Annotated in this window: 27 protein-coding genes; 15 read left to right on the top strand and 12 right to left on the bottom strand. The window is 70.3% G+C overall.

The genetic code is table 11. The features are described from left to right. Window positions 1-129 precede the first annotated feature (129 nt). Window positions 130-468 (top strand): carboxymuconolactone decarboxylase family protein, encoded by a 339-nt coding sequence (locus tag AC32QD_RS00005; RefSeq protein ID WP_492008418.1) that lies wholly within the window; start codon window positions 130-132, stop codon window positions 466-468. A gap of 89 nt (window positions 469-557) precedes the next feature. Here the strand turns inward: AC32QD_RS00005 and AC32QD_RS00010 are convergent, their stop codons facing one another. The 7 genes from AC32QD_RS00010 to AC32QD_RS00040 form a co-directional block, all read right to left on the bottom strand. Next, entirely contained in the window at window positions 558-1,892 is a 1,335-nt protein-coding gene (locus AC32QD_RS00010; RefSeq protein WP_492008419.1) for a hypothetical protein, read from the bottom strand. A 318-nt stretch (window positions 1,893-2,210) separates the two neighbouring features. Next, on the bottom strand, window positions 2,211-2,873 hold the full coding sequence (locus tag AC32QD_RS00015) for a hypothetical protein (protein WP_492008420.1): 663 nt from the start codon (window positions 2,871-2,873) through the stop codon (window positions 2,211-2,213). 2 nt (window positions 2,874-2,875) lie between these two features. Further along, entirely contained in the window at window positions 2,876-4,276 is a 1,401-nt protein-coding gene (locus AC32QD_RS00020; RefSeq protein ID WP_492008421.1) for a selenium-binding protein SBP56-related protein, read from the bottom strand. Between the two features lie 220 nt (window positions 4,277-4,496). Then, window positions 4,497-5,123: a VOC family protein gene (locus tag AC32QD_RS00025; RefSeq protein ID WP_492008422.1), complete on the bottom strand. Its 627-nt coding sequence runs from the start codon at window positions 5,121-5,123 to the stop codon at window positions 4,497-4,499. Between the two features lie 129 nt (window positions 5,124-5,252). Further along, window positions 5,253-6,479, bottom strand: a complete 1,227-nt coding sequence (locus tag AC32QD_RS00030; protein WP_492008423.1) for an argininosuccinate synthase — start codon at window positions 6,477-6,479, stop codon at window positions 5,253-5,255. 69 nt (window positions 6,480-6,548) lie between these two features. Beyond that, window positions 6,549-7,130, bottom strand: coding sequence for a thiamine pyrophosphate-dependent enzyme (locus tag AC32QD_RS00035; RefSeq protein WP_492008424.1), 582 nt, complete (start codon window positions 7,128-7,130; stop codon window positions 6,549-6,551). An 11-nt stretch (window positions 7,131-7,141) separates the two neighbouring features. Next, window positions 7,142-7,690 carry a thiamine pyrophosphate-binding protein gene (locus tag AC32QD_RS00040; RefSeq protein WP_492008425.1) on the bottom strand — a complete coding sequence of 183 codons (549 nt, stop codon included), beginning with the start codon at window positions 7,688-7,690 and terminating at the stop codon, window positions 7,142-7,144. 113 nt (window positions 7,691-7,803) lie between these two features. On the opposite strand from AC32QD_RS00040, the gene AC32QD_RS00045 reads away from it, so the two are divergent. Beyond that, window positions 7,804-8,703 carry an alpha/beta fold hydrolase gene (locus tag AC32QD_RS00045; protein WP_492008426.1) on the top strand — a complete coding sequence of 300 codons (900 nt, stop codon included), beginning with the start codon at window positions 7,804-7,806 and terminating at the stop codon, window positions 8,701-8,703. Here the strand turns inward: AC32QD_RS00045 and AC32QD_RS00050 are convergent. Together AC32QD_RS00050 and AC32QD_RS00055 are read right to left on the bottom strand one after the other, a co-directional pair. Next, the gene (locus tag AC32QD_RS00050; RefSeq protein ID WP_492008427.1) at window positions 8,690-9,664 is read right to left on the bottom strand and encodes an alpha/beta hydrolase; all 975 of its coding nucleotides are present in this window, start codon (window positions 9,662-9,664) and stop codon (window positions 8,690-8,692) included. The two genes, AC32QD_RS00045 and AC32QD_RS00050, sit on opposite strands and share 14 nt — an antisense overlap. Continuing rightward, window positions 9,628-10,230: a uracil-DNA glycosylase family protein gene (locus tag AC32QD_RS00055; RefSeq protein WP_492008428.1), complete on the bottom strand. Its 603-nt coding sequence runs from the start codon at window positions 10,228-10,230 to the stop codon at window positions 9,628-9,630. Before AC32QD_RS00055 ends, AC32QD_RS00050 begins: the two co-directional genes overlap by 37 nt. Window positions 10,231-10,448: 218 nt before the next feature. On the opposite strand from AC32QD_RS00055, the gene AC32QD_RS00060 reads away from it, so the two are divergent. From AC32QD_RS00060 to AC32QD_RS00110, 11 genes are all read left to right on the top strand, one after another. After that, the gene (locus AC32QD_RS00060; protein WP_492008429.1) at window positions 10,449-10,946 is read left to right on the top strand and encodes a Na+/H+ antiporter subunit E; all 498 of its coding nucleotides are present in this window, start codon (window positions 10,449-10,451) and stop codon (window positions 10,944-10,946) included. Further along, window positions 10,943-11,230 carry an MrpF/PhaF family protein gene (locus tag AC32QD_RS00065; protein WP_492008430.1) on the top strand — a complete coding sequence of 96 codons (288 nt, stop codon included), beginning with the start codon at window positions 10,943-10,945 and terminating at the stop codon, window positions 11,228-11,230. The genes AC32QD_RS00060 and AC32QD_RS00065 overlap by 4 nt, the downstream gene beginning before the upstream one ends. Further along, the gene (locus tag AC32QD_RS00070; RefSeq protein WP_492008431.1) at window positions 11,227-11,706 is read left to right on the top strand and encodes a cation:proton antiporter; all 480 of its coding nucleotides are present in this window, start codon (window positions 11,227-11,229) and stop codon (window positions 11,704-11,706) included. The genes AC32QD_RS00065 and AC32QD_RS00070 overlap by 4 nt, the downstream gene beginning before the upstream one ends. Window positions 11,707-11,710: 4 nt before the next feature. After that, a complete protein-coding gene (locus AC32QD_RS00075) occupies window positions 11,711-12,241 on the top strand; it encodes a DUF4040 domain-containing protein (protein ID WP_492008432.1) in 531 nt (176 codons plus the stop codon). A 10-nt stretch (window positions 12,242-12,251) separates the two neighbouring features. Continuing rightward, on the top strand, window positions 12,252-12,671 hold the full coding sequence (locus AC32QD_RS00080) for a Na(+)/H(+) antiporter subunit B (protein WP_492008433.1): 420 nt from the start codon (window positions 12,252-12,254) through the stop codon (window positions 12,669-12,671). After that, complete coding sequence (locus AC32QD_RS00085) at window positions 12,668-13,045, top strand: cation:proton antiporter subunit C (protein WP_492008434.1); 378 nt, start codon at window positions 12,668-12,670, stop codon at window positions 13,043-13,045. Before AC32QD_RS00080 ends, AC32QD_RS00085 begins: the two co-directional genes overlap by 4 nt. After that, on the top strand, window positions 13,042-14,544 hold the full coding sequence (locus AC32QD_RS00090) for a monovalent cation/H+ antiporter subunit D family protein (RefSeq protein ID WP_492008435.1): 1,503 nt from the start codon (window positions 13,042-13,044) through the stop codon (window positions 14,542-14,544). The genes AC32QD_RS00085 and AC32QD_RS00090 overlap by 4 nt, the downstream gene beginning before the upstream one ends. A 5-nt stretch (window positions 14,545-14,549) precedes the next feature. Continuing rightward, window positions 14,550-16,049 (top strand): monovalent cation/H+ antiporter subunit D family protein, encoded by a 1,500-nt coding sequence (locus AC32QD_RS00095; protein ID WP_492008436.1) that lies wholly within the window; start codon window positions 14,550-14,552, stop codon window positions 16,047-16,049. Continuing rightward, on the top strand, window positions 16,046-16,330 hold the full coding sequence (locus AC32QD_RS00100) for a hypothetical protein (RefSeq protein ID WP_492008437.1): 285 nt from the start codon (window positions 16,046-16,048) through the stop codon (window positions 16,328-16,330). The genes AC32QD_RS00095 and AC32QD_RS00100 overlap by 4 nt, the downstream gene beginning before the upstream one ends. Then, complete coding sequence (locus tag AC32QD_RS00105) at window positions 16,323-18,002, top strand: Na(+)/H(+) antiporter subunit D (protein WP_492008438.1); 1,680 nt, start codon at window positions 16,323-16,325, stop codon at window positions 18,000-18,002. Before AC32QD_RS00100 ends, AC32QD_RS00105 begins: the two co-directional genes overlap by 8 nt. A gap of 67 nt (window positions 18,003-18,069) precedes the next feature. Then, the gene (locus AC32QD_RS00110; protein ID WP_492008439.1) at window positions 18,070-19,119 is read left to right on the top strand and encodes an NAD-dependent epimerase; all 1,050 of its coding nucleotides are present in this window, start codon (window positions 18,070-18,072) and stop codon (window positions 19,117-19,119) included. Window positions 19,120-19,149: 30 nt separating this feature from the next. Here the strand turns inward: AC32QD_RS00110 and AC32QD_RS00115 are convergent, their stop codons facing one another. Further along, a complete protein-coding gene (locus AC32QD_RS00115) occupies window positions 19,150-19,599 on the bottom strand; it encodes a tellurite resistance TerB family protein (RefSeq protein WP_492008440.1) in 450 nt (149 codons plus the stop codon). A gap of 97 nt (window positions 19,600-19,696) precedes the next feature. Between AC32QD_RS00115 and kdsA the strand changes: the two genes are divergently transcribed. After that, on the top strand, window positions 19,697-20,548 hold the full coding sequence (gene kdsA / locus AC32QD_RS00120; RefSeq protein ID WP_492008441.1) for a 3-deoxy-8-phosphooctulonate synthase: 852 nt from the start codon (window positions 19,697-19,699) through the stop codon (window positions 20,546-20,548). Beyond that, complete coding sequence (locus AC32QD_RS00125) at window positions 20,545-22,056, top strand: phosphomannomutase/phosphoglucomutase (RefSeq protein ID WP_492008442.1); 1,512 nt, start codon at window positions 20,545-20,547, stop codon at window positions 22,054-22,056. Before kdsA ends, AC32QD_RS00125 begins: the two co-directional genes overlap by 4 nt. 47 nt (window positions 22,057-22,103) lie before the next feature. On the opposite strand, the gene galU is transcribed toward AC32QD_RS00125, so the two are convergent. Beyond that, a complete protein-coding gene (galU, locus tag AC32QD_RS00130; RefSeq protein WP_492008443.1) occupies window positions 22,104-22,991 on the bottom strand; it encodes a UTP--glucose-1-phosphate uridylyltransferase GalU in 888 nt (295 codons plus the stop codon). Window positions 22,992-23,080: 89 nt separating this feature from the next. Next, the coding region (locus AC32QD_RS00135) for a cytidylyltransferase domain-containing protein (protein WP_492008444.1) at window positions 23,081-23,587 on the bottom strand (507 nt) is incomplete at its 5' end.

A 23,587-nucleotide genomic window follows, 5' to 3' on the forward strand; every position in this document is an offset into this window, starting at 1 on the left:
CGCGAGCCCAATCGCGACGCTCCGCGCGCCGTCAGCGCACAGGCGCGGCCCGCCCTTGATCTGCCGCAACGCCGCGCCGCCGGGCGCGCTGCTAGGATCGGGCGCCAAGCAACAGCCCGGAGACCCGCGATGAACTGGACCGATTTCCTCGACGAGACCAACGCCGAGATGGCGTCGCTCAGGAAGGCCATCCCCGAGCCCGCCACCGGTTTCGCCCGGCTGGCCAAGGCCGCCACCGCCAGGGGCGCGCTCGATCCCAAGACGAAGGAGCTGATGGCGCTGGCGATCGGCGTCGCCATCCGCTGCGACGGCTGCATCGCCTTCCACGCCAAGGCCGCCATGCGCCACGGCGCCACGCGCGAGGAGGTGGCCGAGACCATCGCCATGTGCGTCTACATGGGCGGCGGCCCCTCGATGATCTTCGGCGCCAAGGCGCTCGCCGCCTTCGACGCACTCTCGCGCGGCTGAGACCCGGAACGATTTAGGCGCCCGCCGCGGCCGCGGCGGGCGCCTTTCTCACGGGCAGGCCCCTTGTCGGGCCTGCGAGGCTCGCGGGCTCAGAAGGTGAGCGTCAGGAGCGCCCAGACCGTGTCGTTGTCCCCGGCGTTCCGGCCGGCGCCATCGACATTGTGCGTGCTTCCGTCGAACTCGAAATAGTGCACGTATTGCAGGCTCAGCCGCGGGTTGAACCACGGATAGGTCTTCCACGGCGTCTTGTTCAGCGGCAGATAGTCGACCTGCAGGGTCACGTTCTGGCTGTCCGGCGAGCCGTTCGTGGTGCCGTAGTAAGCGGCATCGCTGTCGCCCCACACAACGCCGCCTCCGGCGGTGAACTGCAGCGTCTTGTCGTAGAGATAGCTGGCACTCGCATTGAAGCTGCTCAGCTGGTTGGAGTTGTTGTCGGCGTTGCCCAGCGCGTGGCTCGCATGCAGGTCCTGGTACTCCTGGATGAAGTTCATGCGGGCGGTGACGCTGTCGCGCTGGCCCATGTACTGGTACTGCGCGTCAACCCCGATATCGGTATAGGCATCGGATCCCTGGCTCTTATCACCGTCGGGATAGAGCGGTGCGTAAAGCCCGAAGGTGCCGAGCGCGAGATTGCTCTTGCCCCAGTCGGTCTGCCAGAAGAAGCGCCAGTAGGGCGCGGGCCCGTCGGACTGCGGCGTGCCTTCCGAATCGCCGGTCAGCGTGTCGATACTCGCATGCGACAGCGTGTGATAGGCGCCCGCCTCGCCGTAGAAGGCATTGTTCCACATGGCATAGACGGTCGCCCCCGCCGCGATCTGGCCCAGACCCTCGGCGATCAGCGGCCCCGCCGCGGGCGCCGGCGCCAGCGCCGAGCCGTCGAAGGGGAAGCCCCAGACCGGGCTGCTGTTCAGCACGTCCTGCACGCCCGGGCTGTTGTTGAGGCTGACGCCGTAGACCAGGTTGCCGCCGCCGATGCTGGCGGTGTCGGCGAAGCGCACGTCCATGTTGTCCCAGGCGAAGACCCGCCCGACCCCGTCATAGGTGCCCTGCAAGAAGGCGCCGATCTTGCCGAACAGCTTGCCGCCGTAGAACAGGCTGACCTGGTCCAGCGCGAAATTGTCGTTCTTGCCGAAATGCGGCGCCGCATCGTCGGGCTGGTCCTTGGCGGTGTGGGTGAACGAGGCCTGCGCCCAGGCGCCGAACTTCTCGTAGAACGGCGCCTGGCCCATGGTGTAGCCGTTCAGCTTGAACTGCCGCCCCAGCGCCGTGAGCTGCGGATACACCGTGTGGCAGGCATTGCACTCAAGCCCCGTCTGCCGCGCAAAGGGCGGTATGGCATAGGCGCTGTCGACCGGTGCGAAGATGCCGATCAGGCAAATGGCGATCAGCCCGCGCAACCGCAACGCACCGGTCAGCCCGGCCATGCGCGCGCAAGCCGCAGGGCCACTGCGTGCGGACTCCGCCCGCACCTTATTTTTAGACACTCTCATCTGAAAGTCCCCCTCTCGTCACGGCGGTCCGTCTGGATCGGACGCCGAACGAAGGGGTCGCTGCTCGGCCACGGCGTTAGCCAGCCGCGGCACACCGCCACGATCTCTTTAGTTCGCCAGTCCGAACCCGGATCGCCTTGAAAAGAAAGGATACTCTCAAGCCCGGCGAGCGTCAAAGCCTATCCGGCCAAAACCGGCCGGGTGCGACGCTTTGCCCGAGAAGCAGGTGTGGAATCCGGGCCTGGTGCCGCCTCAGGCCAGCACCAGGCCGATGCCGCCGATCAGGATCAGACTCAGCGCCCAGACCAGGTCGAGGTTGAACCAGCTGCGCGACAACACCCGGATGCCCAGCCAGCCATGCACGGCAAAGGCAATCAGCCCGCCGGCCGTGACCATCGCCAGCGCGTGCACCGAGGCGACCAGCACCGCCGTGGCCGTATTCTGCGTCATCAGGATCGAGGCCGCCTCGTGCCCGGCGCCGGCGGCGCTGGGATTGGTGCACAGCCCCAGATAGATCGGCAGCAGCATGAAGCCCGCGCCGTGCGCCGTGGCGATGGCGAACGACCACAGCGCCATGCGCGTCGGCGGGATCCGGGCCAGCGCGCGCGGATGCCGGCGCCAGATCAGCCGGAACACGCCGAAGGCGATGACCCCGAGGCTCGCACCCATGCGGATCACGTGCTCCCACCCCATCAGCGCCGTGAGCAGCGCGAACGGCAGCAGGATCATCAGCATGGCCACGAGGTGCCCCAGGGCCAGCGGCGGCAGCGCCGCGGCCACGTCGCGCCGCCCGCGCCCCATCAGTCCGGCCGAGACGGCGAGGGGCCAACCCATGCCCGGATTGACCCCGTGATACATGCCGCTGGCGACCACGGCCAGCCACAGGCCGACCGTGGTCCACTGGGCGTCGGGCACCGTCAGACGGACGGGTAGCAGAAGGACTCGGTCGAGCAGTCGCCTCCCTCGAGCCGGATCTGGTGGGTGCCGTAGCCCTTGGGGAACTCGACCCAGAATTTCTTGTCGAGCTTGAGCCCGCCCTTGGCGCCGACATCGGCCTTGACCATCGCGCCGGGCACGCCGTCGGGATAGAACTGGGTGTCCCAGGTCGAGTAGAGCGAGTTGGTCCAGTAGACCCGCTTGCCGTCGCGGCTGATCTCGACCATCTGCGGCCCGCCGCCGAAGTCCTTGCCGTTCGGGTGCTTGGTGCGCCGGGCGATGCCGCCCACATGCACCGAGCCGACCAGCTCGGGCTTGAACGGGTCGCTCACGTCGTACTGGCGCATCTCGCCGGTGCCCCAGCAGGCGACATAGAGGAAGCGGTCGTCGAGCGACAGATCGATGTCGGTGATCAGCGGCGGCACGGCGCCGAAGCCCTTGAGCAGCGGCGGCAGCTTGTCGGCGTCGGCCGGCTCGGGCGGCACCACGGCGGTCTTCTTGCAGTGGAACTTGCCGCCCTCGCGCCACCAGGTCCAGATCGAGCCCTCGAGGTTGGTGGTGTCCACCACGACGCCGACGAAGCCGTATTCCTTGATCGGGTCGTGCGCGGGCCTGACCTCCAGCGCCATCTGGTGGTTGGCGCCCAGGTCGATGGTCTGCACGTTGCGCCGCGCGCGCAGGTCCCAAAAGTGCAGCCTGTGGCCGTACTTGTTGCCCAGCAGGTCCTCGGGCACGATGCCGTTCTCGAACTGCGGCGGCAGCGCCCATTCGCTGGTGACCATGTAGTCGCGCGGCAGGTTCCACCAGAAATCGTAGTGCTTGTCCTGCGGGCCGCGGTCGATCTCCCAGCGGCCGATCACATCGAAGGTCTCGCAGTCCATGATGAACACGCCGGGCGGTCCCTGGGTGCCATCGGGGCCGCGCCCGCCCAGCGTCGAGACATAGATGCCCTCGGGCCCGCAATGGATGGTGTGGGGCCGCGAATAGCCGGTCTTGCGGAACACCTCCTCGGGCTCGATGATCTTGTGGATCTTGGCCTTGGTCGCCTCGGGCTTGGTGTCGACCACGTAGATGCGCGAGGAGCGCAACCCCGGGATGATCAGGAAGCGGCGCTCCTGGAAGGGATGGCCGAGCATGGGCGAGAGCGCCGACGAGCAGGCGTTCCAGCCGAAATGGTGGAACTCGTCGCCCTTGTTCGGCACCATCACCTTGTGCACGACCTTGCCGTAGCTCTTGGACTTGGGGTCGACATCGACCACCGCCAGCCCGTCGGGCTTCGAGAAGTCCGGGCTCAGCATCAAGGTGTAGGCGATCTTCTCCGCAGGGGCTTCCATCGCCAGCTTCGCCGTGGCGTGGAAGGTCGGGTCTGGACGGACTGTCATGGCTCCTCCCGCTATTGGCCGCTGCGTCTTGTCGATTTCTATTAGGGCGGCGGCCGTGAATCGTCCGCACCGGTCGGGATGCGCGCAGACCTGAATTGTGCTCTTCGACCTGGATGCACGCAAATACGGACTCGGCGGCAGTCTGACCCGCACCCCCGGGGCATGGCAATTAAAATCTTGGCGGCCCCGGATCGCCCGGCCGCGGCGCGCGCCGGTCCGGCTAGAGGCTGACCGTGCCGCCCGGCGCCCGGATCAGGGCGCCGAGCCGGGTCGGTCCGCCGGTCTCGGTGAAGGCCACCGGCCCCTCCACCGCGCCCAGCGCCGCGTGCGTGGGCGCCGCCCCGGCGCCGCCGATCTCGAGCCGCTCGAGCGCGAGCCCCCGCGGGTCGAGCCGCCTGGCGGGGTGCAGCCCCGACGTCCAGCGGATGGTCAGGGGCCAGGCGCCATCGAGCGGCAGCGCCCGGTCCCTGGGCAGCCGCACCTCCCAGGTCAGATCGTCGCGCGCAAACCCCGCGGGCGGCTCGCATGGCACCGGCGGGCGCAGCGCGGCGAGGTCGTCCACCGTCACCGCCCAGGCGATCAGCGCCGGTCCCCCGGCCAGCCGCGCCTGCACCGCCGGGTCGTCCAGCCCGAACCAGCGCGGCCGGGCGGGGGCCTGGCCGTCGGGGTCGATGGCGATCAGCTCGAGATAGCTCTCCCCCAGCCCCCACAACGCGTTGTGCGTGCCCATCTGCAGGTGCCGCCCGCCGCCCTGGGCCGGGACGCCGAGCCGCGCCTCGAGCCAGGCGCGGCCCTGGTCGAGCTCAGCCGCGGCGACGACGATATGGTCGAGCCTGGCCTTCGCCATGGCCGCTTCCTCCCTGCCCGCTCACCCTGCCCGCGGGCGGCGTCCGGCCCCGGAAAATTCTTACAGGTCTTATATAAGACCTGTAAGAATTAACCACGACGGATCCGGACCAAAATCGCCCCCGTCCGCTCAGCCCTTGCGCCGCTTCTCGCGCATGGCCAGCAGCCGCAGCCGCAGCGCGTTGATGCGAATGAAGCCCTCGGCGTCCTTCTGGTCGTAGGCGCCGCGGTCGTCTTCGAAGGTGACGTGGCTCTCGGAGTAGAGCGAGTCGGGCGAGGCGCGCCCGATAACCTGCGCCAGGCCCTTGTAAAGCTTGACCTTCACGGTGCCGTTGACCGGCTCCTGGCTGCGGTCGATCAGCGCCTGGAGCATGTCGCGCTCGGGGCTGAACCAGTAGCCGTTGTAGATCAGCTCGGCATAGCGCGGCATCAGCTCGTCCTTGAGATGCGCGGCGCCCCGGTCGAGCGTGATCGACTCGATGCCGCGGTGCGCCGCCAGCAGGATCGTCCCCCCCGGCGTCTCGTAGATCCCCCGCGACTTCATGCCGACATAGCGGTTCTCCACCAGGTCGATGCGGCCGATGCCGTGCCTGCGGCCGTAGTCGTTGAGCTGGGTCAGGAGCGCGGCGGGGCTCAGCTTCTTGCCGTCGATGGCCACCGCGTCGCCGTTTTCGAACGCGATTTCAATGACTTCCGGCGTATCCGGGGCGTCCTCGGGGGCCACCGTGCGCTGGTAGACGTAATCGGGCGCCGACTGGCCCGGGTCCTCCAGCACCTTGCCCTCCGACGAGGTATGCAGAAGGTTCGCATCCACCGAGAACGGCGCCTCGCCGCGCTTGTCGCGCGGCACCGGCACCTGGTGCGCCTCGGCCCATTCGAGCAGCCTGGTGCGGCTGGTCAGGTCCCATGTCCGCCAGGGCGCGATGATGCGGATGTCGGGCTCGAGCGCATAGGCCGCCAGCTCGAAGCGCACCTGGTCGTTGCCCTTGCCGGTGGCGCCATGGGCGATGGCGTCGGCCCCGGTCTCGCGCGCGATCTCGACCATGCGCTTGGAGATCAGCGGCCGCGCGATCGAGGTGCCGAGCAGGTAGAGCCCCTCGTACTGCGCGTTGGCGCGGAACATCGGGGACACGAAGTCACGCACGAACTCCTCGCGCAGGTCCTCGATGTAGATGTTCTCGGGGCGGATGCCCAGAAGCTCGGCCTTTTTGCGCGCCGGCTCCAACTCCTCGCCCTGGCCGAGGTCGGCGGTGAAGGTCACCACCTCGCAGCCATAGGTGGTCTGCAGCCATTTCAGGATGATCGAGGTGTCGAGCCCGCCCGAATAGGCGAGGACGACCTTCTTCGGATTCGACATCGGCGCGCTCCATCCGGCGGGGAGTTCGGGCGCGTTCTAGGAGCAAAGCCCCGCCCGCGCAAGCCGCGCTCAGTCGACGCCGATGGCGGCGCGGAAGCGCCGCGCGATCACCGCGCCGTCCTTCTCGGGCAGCGCCCAGGGCTCCTCGGTCAGGGCGATCTTGGCCACGGCGAAGCCGGGGCCGGGGGCGGCAAACATCAGCTCGGCCAGATCGTCGAGCTGGTCGAGCGCGGTCACGGTGAGCGTACGCGCGATGCCGGCGCCGCGGGCGATGCCGCACAGGTCGGTGCCCGCCGCGGTCAGGCCCGTCTGGCGCCCGGTCTCGCCGAAGCTCTCGTTGTCGAGCACCAGGATGGCCAGGTTTTCGGGCGCCTGCGCCGCCACCACGGCGAGGCTGCCGATCCCCATCATCATCTCGCCGTCCCCGGTGAGCGCCATGACGCGGCGGCCCGGCTGCGCCAGCGCCAGGCCGAGCGCGGTGGGCACCGCCAGCCCCATGCCGCCCCACGAATAGAGGTATTCGGGCGAGTCGCCGGCGGCGAAGCAGTCCCAGGTGGGGCTGCCCAGCCCCGGCACCACCAGCGCCCCGGCGCGCCGCGCCAGAAGCGCGGAGACCAGCTCGCGCCGCCGGATCAGGTTGGATGCGCTCATCTTCCGGCCCCCTATTTGCCGAATCCCTGCTTGCCGAATCCCTTCTTGCCGAATCCCTTCGCGCCGATGATGCGCTGGCTGACCAGCACGGCGGCCGAGAGATTGCCGTTGAAGGCGAGATCGGCGGCCGCCGCGAAGGTCTCGCCGACCTCCGCCGCGCGGTCGACCGGGAAGCACTTGACCCCCATCGTCTCGAGCACCGCTCGCGCGCCCTGGCCCATGGGGACCTGCCACGGGTTGAACTCGCCCCATTGCCCGCGCATAGTCACCAGCATCAGGCAGGGGGCGCGCAACGTCTGCGCATAGCCCAGCGCGTTGACGCAGTTGCCCACGCCCGAGGACTGCAGCGCCATCATCGCGCGCCGGCCGCCGAGCCAGAGCCCGGCCAGCACGCCCACCCCCTCCTCCTCGGTCGAGAGCGTGACGACGCGGGTCGCGGCGTCGGCCTCGCACATCCCGAGCAGCCGCGTCAGCCCGCCATCGGGCACGGTGGCGACGGTGGCGATCTCGCGCGCCCGCATCGCCTCGAACACATCCGCCGACCAGTCCTGTGCCGCCATCCCTGCCTCGCGCCCTGCCTCGCGCCCCGTCTCGCCCCTTCGGTTGCGCGGAGGCTAGCCGGGTGCCAAAACCGCGGCAAGCGTCGGGCGGGCTCTATCACGGAGGCGATGTCATGCAGGACGATCTGTTCCCCGGCTTCGGCAGCGAGCGGATCGACTGCGGCGGCCTGCGCCTGCACTGCCGCGTGGGCGGCAAGGGGCCGCCGCTCCTGCTGTTGCACGGCTACCCGCAGACCCACGCCACCTGGCACCGGGTGGCGCCGGGCCTCGCCGAGCATTTCACCTGCGTCGTCGCCGACCTGCCTGGCTATGGCGACAGCGACGCACCGGCGCCGGGCGAGGACCAATTTCCCTATACCAAGCGGGCCATGGGCCAGGCCATGGCGCGGCTGATGCAGCGGCTGGGCTTTCCCCGCTTCTCGCTGCTGGGCCACGACCGCGGCGCGCGCGTGGCCTATCGCCTGGCGCTGGACCAGCCCGAGCGCATCGAGCGGCTGGGCCTCGTCGAGGTGATCCCGACCTGGGAAATGTGGGCCCGCTTCGACGCCGAGATGGCGCTCAGGACCTATCACTGGACCTTCCTCGCCCAGCCCGCGCCGCTGCCCGAGCGCATGATCGGGGCCGACCCGGTGGCCTATCTCGACTGGACGCTGGCGAGTTGGGCCGGGGAGCGGACGCTCGCGGCGTTCGACCCGCGCGCGCTGGCCGCCTATCGCGCGGCCTTCGCCCGGCCCGAGCGCATCCGCGCCATGTGCGCCGACTATCGGGCCGGGGCGGGGCTGGACCGCGCCCATGACGAGGCCGACCGGGCGGCGGGGCGGCGCATCCGCGCGCCGCTGCACCTGGTCTGGGCCGCGACCGGCTTTCCCGCCGCCACCGGCGACCCGCTGGGCATCTGGCGCGGCTGGGCCACGGACGTGACCGGCACCCGGATCGAGGCCGGGCATTTCGGCCAGGAGGAGAACCCGCAAGCCGTGCTGGCCGCGCTGGCGCCCTTCCTCAGCGGCTCGTGAGCGCGGTTTGGGTGGTGCAGGCGGGCCGGCGCGGCATGCCCGAGAGCACCCAGTCGGCCACCTCGCCCCATACGCGGGCGGCCTGCAGGTCGCGAAACAGCAGGTGCCAGCCGTCGGGGTAGGTGACCACCTCGCGCGGGCCCTTGAGGCGCCGGAACACCTGGCGCACGCTCTTGTTCGGCGTGATCTGGTCCTTGTCGCCCAAGAGCAGGAGCGCCGGCAGGCGGACATGCGCGGCCGCCTCCTCGGCCAGGTCCGAGAGGCGCACGAGGCCGTAGAGCTCGCGCGCGCTCGGCGGCTTGAGGTAATGCGGATCGCGTGCCAGCGCACGCAGAAGCGGGATGTTGTCGCTGGCCTGGATCGAGACGATGCCCTTGCCGGAGAAGCGCCCGTCGGGCAAGACCAGCGCCGCCGCCCAGGCAAGCACCCGGTAGGCCGGGTTCATCTTGTCGCCGCCCCAGACGGCGGGGGCCGCGAGCACCAGGCCCTGGGCGTCCAGGCCCTCGCCGGCGGCGGCCAGCGTGACGCCGCCGCCCATCGAGTGGCCGACCACGATCAGCGGCAGGCAGGGATGGCGCGCGTGGATGTGGCGGGCCACGGCGCGCAGGTCCTCGACCAGCGTCTTGGCCCCCGGCCAGCGGCCGAACGAGGGGTTCCGGCCGAAGCCGCGCTGGTCGTAGGCATAGGTGGTGATGCCGCGCGTGGCCCAGTACTCGGCCGCCGACTCGAAGGTGCTGGGGCCGTAGTCGCCGAAGCCGTGCACGCCCAGGATCACGGCGCGGGGCTCGCCCTTGGCGTCCCAGTGCGACAGCGCGAGCTCGGTGCCGCCTGACGCCTGCACGTGCTCGGGGGGCACCGGGCCCGAGGGCGCGGGCAGTGCGCCCCCGACGGCGCAGGCGCTCAGCAGCGTGAGCGCCAACGCGCTCAGCCAAGCAGCCGGGCGATTTCTGCCCTGAGCCACGGCAGGACCTCCTCGGCGAACCAGGGGTTGCGCTTGAGCCAGGCGGTGTTGCGCCAGCTCGGATGCGGCAGCGGCAGCATGGTGGGCGTGTGGGCGCGCCACGCGCGCACGGTCTCGGTCAGCGTGCGGCCGCGGGCCGCGCCCAGATGCCAGGCCTGGGCATAGCTGCCGACCAGCAGCGTCAGCTCGATCTTGGGCAGCGCGGCCAGCAGCTCGGCGCGCCAGGTCCGGGCACAGACCGCGGGCGGCGGCAGGTCGGCGCCGCGCGCGTCGTAGCCGGGGAAGCAGAAGGCCATCGGCACCACGGCGACGCGGCCGAGGTCGTAGAAGGTGGCGCGGTCGACGCCCATCCAGGCGCGCAGGCGGTCGCCCGAGGGATCGTCGAAGGGCAGGCCGGAGGCGTGCACGCGCGCGCCGGGCGCCTGACCCGCCACCAGGATCCGCGCGCTGGGCGCGGCGCGCAGCACGGGGCGCGGCGCGTGGCCGGTGGCCGTGGCGGCGAAGCGCCCGGCGCAGAGCCTGCAGCCGGCGATGCGGGCGAGAACTCCATCGGCCAGAGCATCCATGCGCGCGACAATATCGCGCCCAGCGCCGACGGCAATGCGGGCGCTTCGCCGCAGGCGGAGGTATGTGGCATATTAGATTCCAGTCTTTCCAGCCCGGATTTGGCTTGCTAAAGACGCTGGGCCGAAATAGGTGCAGATGCCGCCAAGGCGGCAGCCGAACGCTGCCCAGGACCGCGCAGACGGCCCACGGGGCGGCAAGGGGAGGAACGGGGACTGGCGTGATCCGGCTGATCCTCATAACGCTGACGCTGTTTGGCTACTGGCTCCTTCTGTCGGGCCACTACCAGCCGTGGTACGTGGTCTCGGGCGCGCTGCTGACGCTCGCCGTGGTCGGCTTCTGCCTGTTCAAGGGAATCACCGACCAGGAGGGATTCCCCATCGAGATGCTGCCGCGCGGGCTGGTCTACTGGCCCTGGCTGGGCTGGCAGATGGTGCTCTCGGCGCTTGCCGTGGCGCGCCTCATCGTCGACCCCAGGCTTCCGATCTCGCCGACCATGGTGAAGGTCGCGGCCGAGCAGAAGACCGCCGTGGGGCTGACCGTCTACGCCAACTCGATCACGCTGACGCCGGGCACCATCTCGGTCGAGGTCTCCGAGCGGCAGAAGGCCATCTGGGTGCACTGCATCACGCGCGAGAACGCCGAGGGCTTCGCCGACGACGAGATGAACCACCGCGTCGCCTGGATGGACCGGGCGGCGGCGGAGGGGCCGGCATGATGTTCGCCGTCGCCATCGTCGCGGTGCTGGCGGCGCTGGCGCTGGCCGTGGCGCGCGCGCTGATCGGACCGACTGCCTTCGACCGGCTCTTGGCGGCCAACAGCGTCGGCACCTCCGCCATCCTGCTGCTCGCGCTGTTCGGCTTCATGACCGGGCGGCCGGATTTCCTCGACATCGCGCTGGTCTACGTGCTGCTCAACCTGATCGGCATCCTCGCCGTGCTCAAGTTCTTCCGCTACGGCGCGCTCGGCCACGCCCAGGAGCCCGGGCGGGAGCAGCAATGATGGCGGCGGTGCTCGACATCCTCAGCTGGATCGCGCTGACCACGGGCGGCGTCTTCTATGTCATCGGCGCCATCGGCCTGAACCGCATGCCCGAGGTGTTCACCCGCATGCACGCGGTCTCGGTCGGCGAGACGCTGGGGCTGGCGCTGCTGGTGTTCGGCATGCTGCTTCAGGCCGGCTTCACGCTGGTCGCGGTCAAGCTGATCTTCATCGTCATCGCGCTGTGGACCGGCGGCGCGGTGGCGACCCACGCGCTGGCGCGCGCGGCGCTGCATGCCGGCGAGTGGCCGCTCCTGGCCGACGCCCAGGGCCGGCTGGCGCGCACCGAGCCGGTGACCATCTTCCCCGAGCTGCGCGAGCGGCTCGAGGCGCCGCTGGTCTCCGAGACCCTCCAGGAGGCGCGCGACCCCGCCTCCTCCGGCGTGCCCATGGGCCCGCGCGGCCCCCTTCCCGATCCGGATTCGGGCGGGAGCTGAGCCTGTGGAAGAATTCATCAACATGGTGCTGCTGACGCTGATCGCGGCTGTTACCATCGGCATCATCCGCGTGCGCAACCTGTTCGCCGTGGTGGTGCTGACCGGCGCCTACAGCTTTCTCATGGCCTCGGTGATGCTGGTGCTCGATGCGGTCGACGTGGCGATGACCGAGGCCGCGGTCGGCGCCGGCGTCTCGATGGTGCTGGCGCTGGGCGCGCTCTACCTGACCAAGACCGAGGAGGCGCCGCCGCGCTACTCGCCCGTCCTGCCGCTGTTCGTCGTCGCCGCCACCGCCGCTGTGCTGATCTGGGGCACCTGGGGCCTGCCGCCCTTCGGCGACGCCAGCTCGGCGCTGAACACCGGGGTCGGCTTCGAGTACCTGCAGCGCACCTTCCCCGAGACGCACATCCCCAACGTGGTCACCGCCGTGCTGGCCTCCTACCGCGGCTACGACACGCTGGGCGAGACCACGGTGATCTTCACCGCGGGCATCGGCGTGCTGGTGCTGCTGCGCCGCTTCCGCAAGCAGGGCTGAGGAGGACGGAATGCGCCTTGACACCCTGCTCCGCGTCGTCTCGAAGGTCTTCCTGCCGTTCATCTTCGTGTTCGCGCTCTACGTGCAGTGGCACGGCGACTTCGGCCCGGGCGGTGGCTTCCAGGCCGGGGTAATCGTGGCGGCGGGCGTGATCCTCTATGCCATCATCTTCGGGCTCGACGCGGCGCAGCGCGCGGTGCCGATCTGGCTGGTCGAGATCATGGTGCCGCTGGGCGTGATGATCTACGCCGGCGTCGGCGTCGCCGGCATCCTCACCGGGGGCATGTATCTCGACTACAACACGCTGGCGCGCGAGCCCGCGCACGGCCAGGAATGGGGCGTCTTCCTGGTCGAGATCGGCGTGCTCGTCACCGTCTCCGGCACCATGCTGGCGATCTTCTACGCCTTCGCGGGGAGGGGCCGGAAGTGACGGTGATCGGCGAGCTGATCGCGCACTACAACTACTTCGTCACCATCTTCCTGATGGTAGCGGGCCTCTACATCGTCGTGGCCAGGTCGAACCTGATCAAGACGCTGTTGGGCCTGTCGGTGTTCCAGACCTCGGTCTACCTGCTCTATCTCAGCCCGGGGAAGGTGTTCCACGGCACGCCGCCGATCATCAGCCCGGACTACCACGTCTACACCAACCCACTGCCGCACGTGCTGATCCTGACGGCCATCGTGGTCGGCATCGCCACGCTCGCCCTCGGCCTCGCCCTCGTGGTGCGCATCAACGAGGCCTACGGCACCATCGAGGAGGACGAGCTGATGGATGTCGTCAACCGCGAGGACCGGGCCGAATGACCGAGGCAGGGGGGATCAGCCTTGCCGAACACCTGCCCGCCCTGCAGGTGGTGGTGCCGCTGATCGCGGCGCTGACCGCGGCGCTGGTGCGCCACGGGCCCACGGCCTGGCTGATCGCCTTCGTCACCTCCTGGGCCATGCCGGTGATCGCGTTCACGCTTCTGGCGCAGGTGCTGGCCGGCGGGCCGATCTCGTATCACATCGGCGACTGGGCGCCGCCGGCGGGCATCGAGTACCGGGTCGACTTGGCGAATGCCTTCCTCTTGATCCTGGTCTCGATCATGGCGGCGCTGGTGATGACCTACGCGCCGCGCTCGATCGCCGACGAGATCCCGCGCGAGCGGCAGGGCTGGTACTACGCGGTGTTCCTGCTCAACCTCGCCGGGCTCCTGGGTATCTCGATCACGGGCGACGCCTTCAACCTGTTCGTCTTCCTCGAGATCTCCTCGCTGTCGACCTACATCCTGATCGCGCTGGGGCGCGACCGCCGGGCGCTGGTCTCGGCCTACCAGTACCTGGTGATCGGCACCATCGGCGCCACCTTCTACGTCATCGGCGTCGGGCTTCTGCTGCTGCTGACCGGCACGCTGAACCTGATGGACATCGCCATCAAGCTGCACCATGTCGAGGACACCCGGGCGCTGATCGCGGCGCTGGCCTTCATCGGCACCGGCATCGCGCTCAAGCTGGCGCTGTTCCCGCTGCATCTGTGGCTGCCCAACGCCTATGCCTTCGCGCCGTCGTCCACCACCGCCTTCCTCGCCTCGACGGCGACCAAGGTGGCGATCTACGTGCTGCTGCGCTTCTTCTTCTCGGTCTTCGGCGTGCAGCTCGCCTTCGGCGGCACCGCGGCGGCCAACATGCTGCTGGTGCTGGCGGTGATCGGCATGGTGGCGCCCTCGCTGGTGGCGATCTTCCAGACCAACGTGAAGCGGATGCTGGCGTACTCCTCGGTGGCGCAGGTCGGCTACATCATCCTGGGCATCGCGCTGGTCAGCCAGACCGGGCTGACGGGCGGCATCAGCCACATCTTCAACCACGCCATCATCAAGGGCGCGCTGTTCCTCTCGATCGGCTGCATGGTCTATGCCACCGGCATCACGCGGATCGATCAGATGGCCGGGGTCGGGCGCACCATGCCCCTGACCATGGGTGCCTTCGTGGTCGCCGGGCTGGGGCTGATCGGCGTGCCGGGCACGGCCGGCTTCGTCTCCAAGTGGTACCTGATCCAGGGCGCGCTGGAGCAGGGGCTGTGGTGGCTCGCCGGCGTCATCGTGTTCTCCTCGCTGCTCGCCGTCGTCTACATCGGCCGGGTGGTCGAGATCGCCTGGTTCCGCGCCCCCGACGGCGCCGCGGCGGCGCCGCGCAAGCCGCCCGTGGAGATGGTCGCGGTCACCTGGGTGCTGACGCTGGCGGTGATCTATTTCGGCTTCGACACCCGGATCAACGCGGGCATCGCCGGCCAGGCGGCCCATCTGCTGCTGGCGGGGTACCGATGAGCGGGATGACGAGCGAGACCCTGGTGCTGCTGGCCATCGCGCTGCCCGCGCTCGGGGCGGTCGGCATCTTCCTGGCCGGGCGCTGGCCCAACCTGCGCGAGGGCGTGACGCTCGTGACCGCCGGCCTGACCTTCCTGGCGGTGCTGGAGCTGCTCATGCGCGTGCTGGGCGGCGCGCGGCCCGTGGCCGGGGACTGGCTTGTGTTCGGCACCGGCACGGGCTCGTTCGACGTCTCGATCGGCTTCGCCGTCGAGCCCCTGGGCATGCTGTTCGCCACCATCGCCTCGGGCTTGTGGATCGTGAACTCGATCTACTCGATCGGCTACATGCGCGGCAACGCCGAGCCGCGCCAGACGCCCTACTACATGTGCTTCGCGGTGGCGATCTCCTCGGCGCTGGGAGTCGCCTTCGCCTCCAACCTCGCCACGCTGTTCCTGTTCTACGAGATCCTGACGCTGTCGACCTATCCGCTGGTCACGCACCGCGGCGACGCCGAGGCCAGGGCCAAGGGCCGGGTCTATCTGCTGATGCTGCTCGGCAGCTCGATGATGCTGTTCCTGCCGGCGATCATCTGGACCGGGGTGGTGGCCGGCACGCTGAACTTCGTGCCGGGCGGGGTGCTGGCCGGGGCGGGGCTGTCGGGCCTGGCGGTCGGCGTGCTGCTCGCGCTCTACATCTTCGGCGTCGGCAAGGCGGCGGTGATGCCGATGCATTACTGGCTGCCCTCGGCGATGGTGGCGCCCACCCCGGTCTCGGCGCTCTTGCACGCGGTGGCCGTGGTCAAGGCCGGCGTCTTCACCATCGTCAAGGTGATCGTCTATATCTTCGGCATCAAGTTCCTCGCCGCCTCGGGCGCCGGCAACTGGCTGGTCTACGTCGCCGGATTCACGGTGATCGTGGCCTCGATCGTGGCGCTGATGCAGGACAACCTGAAGCTCAGGCTGGCCTATTCCACCGTCAGCCAGCTGTCCTATATCGTGCTGGCCGCGGCGATCCTGACGCCGATCTCGCTGATCGGGGCGGCGCTGCACATCGCCGCGCATGCGGTCTCCAAGATCACGCTGTTCTTCGCCGCGGGCTCGATCTACACCGCGGCGCATCTCACCGAGATCAGCCAGCTCGACGGCATCGGCCGCCGGATGCCGTGGACCATGGGCGCCTTCGCGGTGGGCGCGCTGTCGATGATCGGGGTGCCGCCGACGGCGGGCTTCGTCTCCAAGTGGTTCATGCTGCAAGGCGGCATCTCCAGCCACAACTGGGTGGCGGTGGCGGTGATCATCGTCTCGACCTGCCTCAACGCCAGCTATTTCCTGCCGATCGTCTACCGCGCCTTCTTCCGCGCCCCGCCCGCGCCCGCGTCCGGGCACCACGCGCATGGCGAGAGCCCGGTGCCGGTGGTGCTGGCGCTGACGGTGACGGCGCTGCTGACGCTGGGCATGTTCTTCTTCCCCTCCATTCCGTTCGACCTCTCGCACGCGCTGGTCGCAGCAAAGGTGAGTCCATGAGCGACAGGAACACGAGCGACTCGAAAACACCCGCCCCCGGCGAGCCGGAGCACTGGCTGGCGCGCCCGGCGACCATCCGCGGCCTGTGGCTGGCGCTGGCCGGGGTGCTGGTCGTGCTGCTGCTGGCTCAGCTCGCCTTCCCCCGCGAGGGCCATTTCGGCATCGACGGCAGCTTCGGCTTCGCCGCCTGGTACGGCTTCGCCGCCTGCGCGGCGCTGGTCTTCGTGGCCAAGGCGCTGGCCACCGTGGTGAAGCGCCCGGACACCTATTACGATGACTGATTTCGCCTTCCCCCCCGGCCTGATCCTGATCGCGGCGGGGCTGATCCTGCCGCTGGTCACCCGTCGCGCCCGCGCGCTTTTGCTGCTCGTGGCGCCGCTCCTGACGCTCGCGGCCGTCTGGGCGGTGCCCGAGGGCCCGGCGCTCTCCTTCCACTATCTCGGCATGGAGATCGTGCCGGTCAGGGCCGACGCGCTGACGCGCATGTTCGCCACCGTCTTCGCCATCATGGCCTTCGGCGGCAACCTCTACGCGCTCAACCAGAAGAGCCTGCTCGAGCTCTCGGCCGCGCTGGTCTACTCGGGCAGCGCCGTCGGCGTCACCTTCGCCGGCGACCTGGTCACCGTCTTCGTGTTCTGGGAACTGATGGCCGTGGCCTCCACGCTGGTGGTCTGGTCGGGCGGCGCGCAGGCGCGCGCGGCCGGGCTGCGCTATGCGGTGATCCACTTCCTGGGCGGCGTGATGCTGATGACCGGGGTGGCCGGCGAGATCGCCGCCACCGGCTCGACCGCCTTCCACGCCATGCAGCCCGACACGGTGGCGCGCTGGCTGATCCTGGCGGGCTTCGTGATCAACACAGGCGCGCCGCCGCTGCACGCCTGGCTGCCCGACGCCTATCCCAGGGCCTCGTATTCGGGCTCGGTCTACCTGTCGGCGTTCACCACCAAGACCGCGGTCTACACGCTGATCCGCGGCTTTCCTGGCGCCGAGGTGCTGATCTGGCTCGGCATGTTCATGATCTTCTACGGGCTGATCTACGCGCTCAACGACAACGACACCCGGCGCAAGCTGAGCTACTCGATCATCAACCAGGTCGGCTTCATGGTCTGCGCCACCGGCATCGGCACGCCGCTGGCGCTGGCCGGGGCGGCGTGCCACGCCTTCGTGCACATCCTCTACAAGGCGCTGCTGCTGATGTCGGCGGGTTCGGCCTACTACGTCACCGGCAAGACCAAGTTCACCGATCTGGGCGGGCTGTTCCGCACCATGCCACGCACCACGATCTGCTCGCTGATCGGGGCGCTCTCGATCTCGGCCTTCCCGCTGACCTCGGGCTTCCCGGCCAAGTCGCTGATGACCGCGGGCGCGGCCCAGGCGCACATGCAGGCGGTGTGGTTCCTGCTGATGGCGGCGGCGGCCGGCGTGCTGTTCGTCGCCATCAAGCTGCCCTGGTACATCTTCTTCCAGAAGGACAGTGGCCTGCGCCCGCCCGAGCCGCCCTTGAACATGCGGCTCGGCATGTACCTGATGGCGGCGCTGTGCATCGGTATCGGCGTGTTCCCCGGCGCGCTCTACGGGCTGCTGCCCAATCCGCCGCACTACACGCCCTACGTGCCGGACCACGTGGTCGAGCAGCTCCAGCTCCTGATGTTCTCGGTGCTGGCCTTCTTCCTCTCGCTGCCGGTAATCAAGCGCACGCGCACGATCTCGCTCGACGTCGACTGGCTGTGGCGCCGCGCCGGCGCGCTGTTCGCCGAGGAGTTCGAGAGCCAGTGGATCCGCACCTACACGGCGCTGGCCGCCAGCGGCTACCGCACGGCGGTGCGCTTCCTCGAGGAGGTCTACCGCACCCACGGCCCCGAGGGCGCCATGGCGCGCACCCGGCCCACCGGCTACATGGCGCTGTGGATGACGGTGCTGCTGGCGCTGTTCCTGCTGCTCTCCTTCGTCTGAGGCCGGGCTTGCGCGGGCACGCCCTGCGTGCATTGTGCCTGCGGGGGCTGGCGCGGCGGAGGGCATGATGACCGATCCGGCGGACTGGGCCGCGAGACTGGACCGGGCGCAGCCGGTGCTGGTGACCGGAGCGGCCGGTTTCATCGGCTTCCACCTGGCCGAGCGCCTGCTCGGCGCCGGCATTCCCGTGCTCGGCATCGACAACCTCAGCCCGTATTACGACGTGGCGCTCAAGCGGGGCCGGCTGGCGCTGCTCGGCCGGCACGCCGGCTTTGCCTTCGAGGCCATGGACCTGAACGACCGCGACGGGCTGGCGCGGCTGTTCGACCGGCACGGCTTTCGCCACGTGGTCAACATGGCCGCGCAGGCGGGGGTGCGCCACTCGCTGGAGAACCCGCACGCCTATGCCGATGCGAACCTCGCGGGCTTCCTCAACCTGCTCGAGGCCTGCCGCGCGGGGGGCGTGGCGCATCTCGTCTACGCCTCCTCGAGCTCGGTCTATGGCGGCAACGCGAAGCTGCCCTTCTCGGTGCACGACAATGTCGACCACCCGGTCAGCCTCTACGCCGCCACCAAGAAGGCGGGCGAGCTGATGGCGCACAGCTACAGCCACCTCTACGGCCTGCCGGCCACGGGCCTGCGCTTCTTCACCGTCTACGGACCCTGGGGCCGGCCCGACATGGCCTATTTCCTGTTCACCAAAGCGCTCTACGAGGATCGGCCGATCCGCCTGTTCAACCGCGGCCGGATGCGGCGCGACTTCACCTATGTGGACGACGTGGTCGAGGGCGTGGCGCGGCTGATCCCGCGCCCCCCCGCGCCCGACCCCGGCTTCGACGCCGCGAACCCGGACCCGGGCCGCAGCTGGGCGCCGCACCGGCTCTACAATGTCGGCAACGCGCGGCCCGAGGAGCTGGGCGAACTGGTGCGCCTGCTCGAGCAGCTGACCGGGCGCAAGGCCAGGCGCGAGCCGGTGCAGATGCAGCCGGGCGACGTGACGGCGACCTATGCCGATGTCGCCGAGCTCGAGGTCGAGGTCGGCTTCAGCCCGGCCACCCCGCTTGCCGAGGGGCTGGCCCGCTTCGTCGCCTGGTACCGCGCGCATTACGGGGTGTGAGGGGCGGCCGGGCCGGCGTAGCCCCGAGATTCACTCGATGCCGTATTTCTTCGCCACCCGCTGGCGCGCCAGCCCGGCGTCGAGGTCGGAGACGTAGAGCAGACCGGCGAGCTGGCGGATCAGCGCGCTCTCGTACATGTCGCGGCTGCCGTCGGCATAGACCACCTCCCACAGCGCCTCGATGATGCCGACGCGCTCGCGGTGCGGCACGCATTCCTTCACCGCGCGGGTGAAGCGCACCAGGTCGACGGCCCCGGCCTGCGCAGTCTCGCCCTCGGCGCGCAGCGCCGCCGCCTCCCACACCGAGATGCCGAAGCGGGTGGCGAGCACGCGGTCGATGCGGGTGCGCTCGCGCTCGTCATAGGTGCCGTCGGTGCGGGCGGCTTCGACCAGCAGGGCGGCCAGCGCGGCGCGCTCGTCCTGGGGGTGCGGGCGCTCTCCGCCGGAGGCATGCAGCAGACGGCTCAGCCAGTCCTTCATGGGGCTAATATAGATGCGCCCGGCCCGCCGGGCGAGCCGCCTTGCAATCGCGGCCCGATTCAGGCTTTAGGTGGGCAGCACCAACGGGGGGAGCCAAATGACCACCGCCGCGGCACAGACCGTCACCATCGGCCCGGTGCGGGTCGCGAACGCCTTGCCCTTCGCGCTGATCTCGGGCCCCTGCCAGGCCGAGGGGGTGCAGCACTCGCTCGACATCGCCGGGGCGCTGGCCGAGGTCTGCGCCGCGCGCGGCATCGGGCTGATCTTCAAGGCCTCCTACGACAAGGCAAACCGCAGCTCGCTCGCGGGCGCGCGGGGCCTCGGTATGGACAAGGGGCTCGAATGCCTCGCCGAGGTGCGCCGGCAGATCGGCTGCCCGGTGCTCACCGACGTGCACGAGCCCGGCCACTGCAAGGCCGCGGCCGAGGTCGCCGACGTGCTGCAGATCCCCGCCTTCCTGTCGCGCCAGACCGACCTGTTGCTGGCGGCGGGCGAGACGGGGCGCGCCATCAATGTCAAGAAGGGCCAGTTCCTCGCGCCCTGGGACATGGCCAACGTCGCCGCCAAGGTCGCCGCCACCGGCAACCGCAGCATCATGCTGTGCGAGCGCGGCACCAGCTTCGGCTACAACACGCTGGTCTCGGACTTCCGCGGCCTGCCGATCATGGCACGCACGGGCTACCCGGTGATCTTCGACGCCACCCATTCGGTGCAGCAGCCGGGGGGCCTGGGCAGCGCCTCGGGCGGCCAGCGCGAGTTCGCGCCGGTGCTGGCGCGCGCGGCCGCCGCCGTGGGCGTGGCCGGCTTCTTCATCGAGACCCACCCGGACCCGGACAACGCGCCCTCGGACAGGCGGAACATGATCCCGCTGGCCGCAATGCCGGCGCTGCTCGACACCCTCGTCGAGCTCGACCGCGTGGCCAAGGCGCGGCCGCTGGCGCCGGAATGACCGGGGACCGCCCCGCCGCGCCGACCCCGAAGCCGCTGGCCGAGGCGCCGCCCGACGGCGTCGAGAGCGTGACGCAGCCGGTGGTCCGGCCCACCGGCTTTCGCGAATACGACGTGCGCTGGCGCTACCCCCAGGACATCAACCTGGCCGGACTGCAGGCGCTGGGGCTGGGGCTGGCGACGCAGCTCCACGAGGCGGGGCTGCCGGCGACGGTGGCCGTCGGCATGGACTTCCGCAGCTACTCGCCGGCGGTCGCCCGCGCCCTGATGCTGGGGCTGATCGAGGGCGGCGCGCAGGTGCTCGACATCGGGCTGTCGCTCAGCCCGATGGCCTATTTCGCCCAGTTCGACCTCGATGCCCAGGCGGTGGCGATGGTCACCGCCAGCCACAACCCGAACGGCTGGACCGGGGTCAAGATCGGCATGGAGCGCCCGCTCACCCACGGCCCCGACGAGATGGCGCGGCTGCGCGACATCGTGCTCGGCGGCCTCGGCCGGCCCCGCCCCGGCGGCGGCTACCGCCGCGTCGCCGGGGTCGCGGGGCGCTACCTCGACGACCTCGCGGGCGATTTCCGCCTGTCGCGGCCGCTGCGCGTGGTCTGCGCCACCGGCAACGGCACCGCGGGCGCCTTCGCGCCGGCGCTCATGGAGCGCATCGGCGCCGAGGTGATCGCGCTGCACACCCGGCTCAACGCGTCCTTCCCGCACTACAACCCGAACCCCGAGGCCATGGAGATGCTGCACGACATGGCCCGCGCCGTGCGCGAATCGGGCGCCGACCTGGGCTTAGGCTTCGACGGCGACGGCGACCGCTGCGGCGTGGTGGACGACACCGGCGAGGAGATCTTCGCCGACAAGATGGGCGTGATCCTCGCCCGCGACCTGGTGGCCCGCCACCCCGGCGCCGGCTTCGTCGCCGACGTGAAGTCCACCGGCCTGTTCGCCACCGACCCGGTGCTGAGGGCCGCCGGCGCGAAGGTCGACTACTGGAAGACCGGGCACAGCCACATGAAGCGCCGCGTGCGCGAGCTGGGCGCGCTGGCGGGCTTCGAGAAGTCCGGCCACTACTTCCTGGCGCCGCCGGTCGGGCGCGGCTACGACGACGGGCTGCGGGTCGCCGTGGAGATCTGCCGGCTGCTCGAGCACCACCCCGAGGCAAAACTTTCGCAGCTCAGGGGCGCCCTGCCCCGCACCTTCTCGACGCCGACCATGTCGCCCGCCTGCCCGGACGAGGAGAAATACGCCGTCGTCGCCCGGCTGACCGGGCGGCTCGAGGGCATGGACCGGCTGGGCAGCCGGCGCATCGAGCGGGTGGTCACGGTGAACGGCTCCCGGGTGATGCTGGAGGGCGGCGCCTGGGCGCTGGTGCGCGCCTCGTCGAACACGCCGAACCTGGTGGTGGTCTGCGAGAGCCCGGAGTCCGAGGCCGACCTGCGCCAGATCTTCGCCGCGCTCGACGCGGTGATCCGCGCCGAGCCCTCGGTCGGGGCCTACGACCAGACCTTCTGAGGCCAGGCGCGCCGCCCGCCCGCCTCATGCGGCGGCGAGGCGCCGCCTTACAGCCCGCGCACCGTGTCCTTCAGATAGGCCGCGAAATCGCCCGCCATCTCGCTGCGCTCCAGCGCGAAGGCCACGGTCGCCTCAAGGAAGCCCAGCTTGTTGCCGCAGTCGTAGCGCCGGCCCTCGAAGCGGTAGCCGAACACCGGGGCGCCGGCGGCGGCCTCGTCGGCGATGGCGTCGGTGAGCTGGATCTCGCCGCCCGCGCCCTCCTTCATCTTGGACAGGTGCTGCATGACGCGCGGGCTGAGGATATAGCGCCCGATCACGGCGAGGTTCGAGGGCGCCTCCTCGGGCGCGGGCTTCTCCACCAGCCCCGAGGCGCGCACCAGCTGGCCCTGCTCGCCCGCGACCACCAGCGCGCCGTAGCTCCTGATCTGCTCGCGCGGCACCTCCATGGCAGCCAGGATCGAGGCGCCCTCGCCAACCTCGCCATAACCCTCGACCATCTGCTTGAGGCAGGGCTCGGCGCCGGCGATCACGTCGTCGGGCAGGATCACCGCGAAGGGCTCCTCGCCCACCAGGTGCCGCGCGCACCAGACCGCGTGACCCAGGCCCAGCGCCTCCTGCTGGCGCACATAGGCGATGGCGCCCGAGGGCATGGCGGTCCGCTCCAGCTCGGCCATCGCCTCGCGCTTGCCGCGCTGCTTGAGCTCGCGCTCGAGCTCGGGCGCGGTGTCGAAATAGTCCTCGAGCGCGCTCTTGCCGCGCGCGGTGACGAAGATGAAGTCGGTGATCCCGGCGGCGCGCGCCTCGTCGATGGCGTACTGGATCAGCGGCCGGTCGACCAGCGGCAGCATCTCCTTGGGCACCGACTTGGTGGCGGGCAGGAAGCGGGTGCCGAGACCGGCGACGGGGAACACGGCGGTGCGGATGCGGCTCGGCAAGGGACCCTCCTTGGCTGAAATCCGGGGCGGCGCATTGTTCCGCGCCACTGCCTTGGACTGCAAGACCTCCCGAAGACCGCCGGGCGCGGTCAGGCAATCCCCCGCTCGGCGAGGACGCGCTCGATCAGGGCAACGTCCTCGGGATTGTTGAGTTCCCAAAACCGCGCGCCGCGCGCCTCGACCTCGACGCAGAGCACCGGCTCGTCGTTCTCGAGGAAGCGCAGCTGCTCGAGCCCCTCCCAGCGCTCGAGCGGCCCCTGGCCCAGGGTGACGTAGCGCCTGAGCGCCTCGGGCCGGTAGGCGTAGACGCCGACATGGTGGAACACCGGGCTGGCTTCGCCCGCCCCGAGCGCCCGGCCGGTGAAGGGAATCACTTCCTTCGAGAAGTAGAGCGCGCGGCCGTCGGCGCCGAACACCGCGGTGGTGGCGCCGACCCGACCCGCCCGGCGGTCGGCGAGCAGGCTGTCGAGGCCCTCGATATCGCAGCGCAGCACCGGCGTGGCGACGGCGACGTCGGGCCTGTCGCGCATGGCGGCGATCAGCGCCTCGACGAACCAGGGCGGCGTGAGCGGCGCGTCGCCCTGCAGGTTGACGAC

Source organism: Thermohalobaculum sp., from assembly GCF_058622915.1.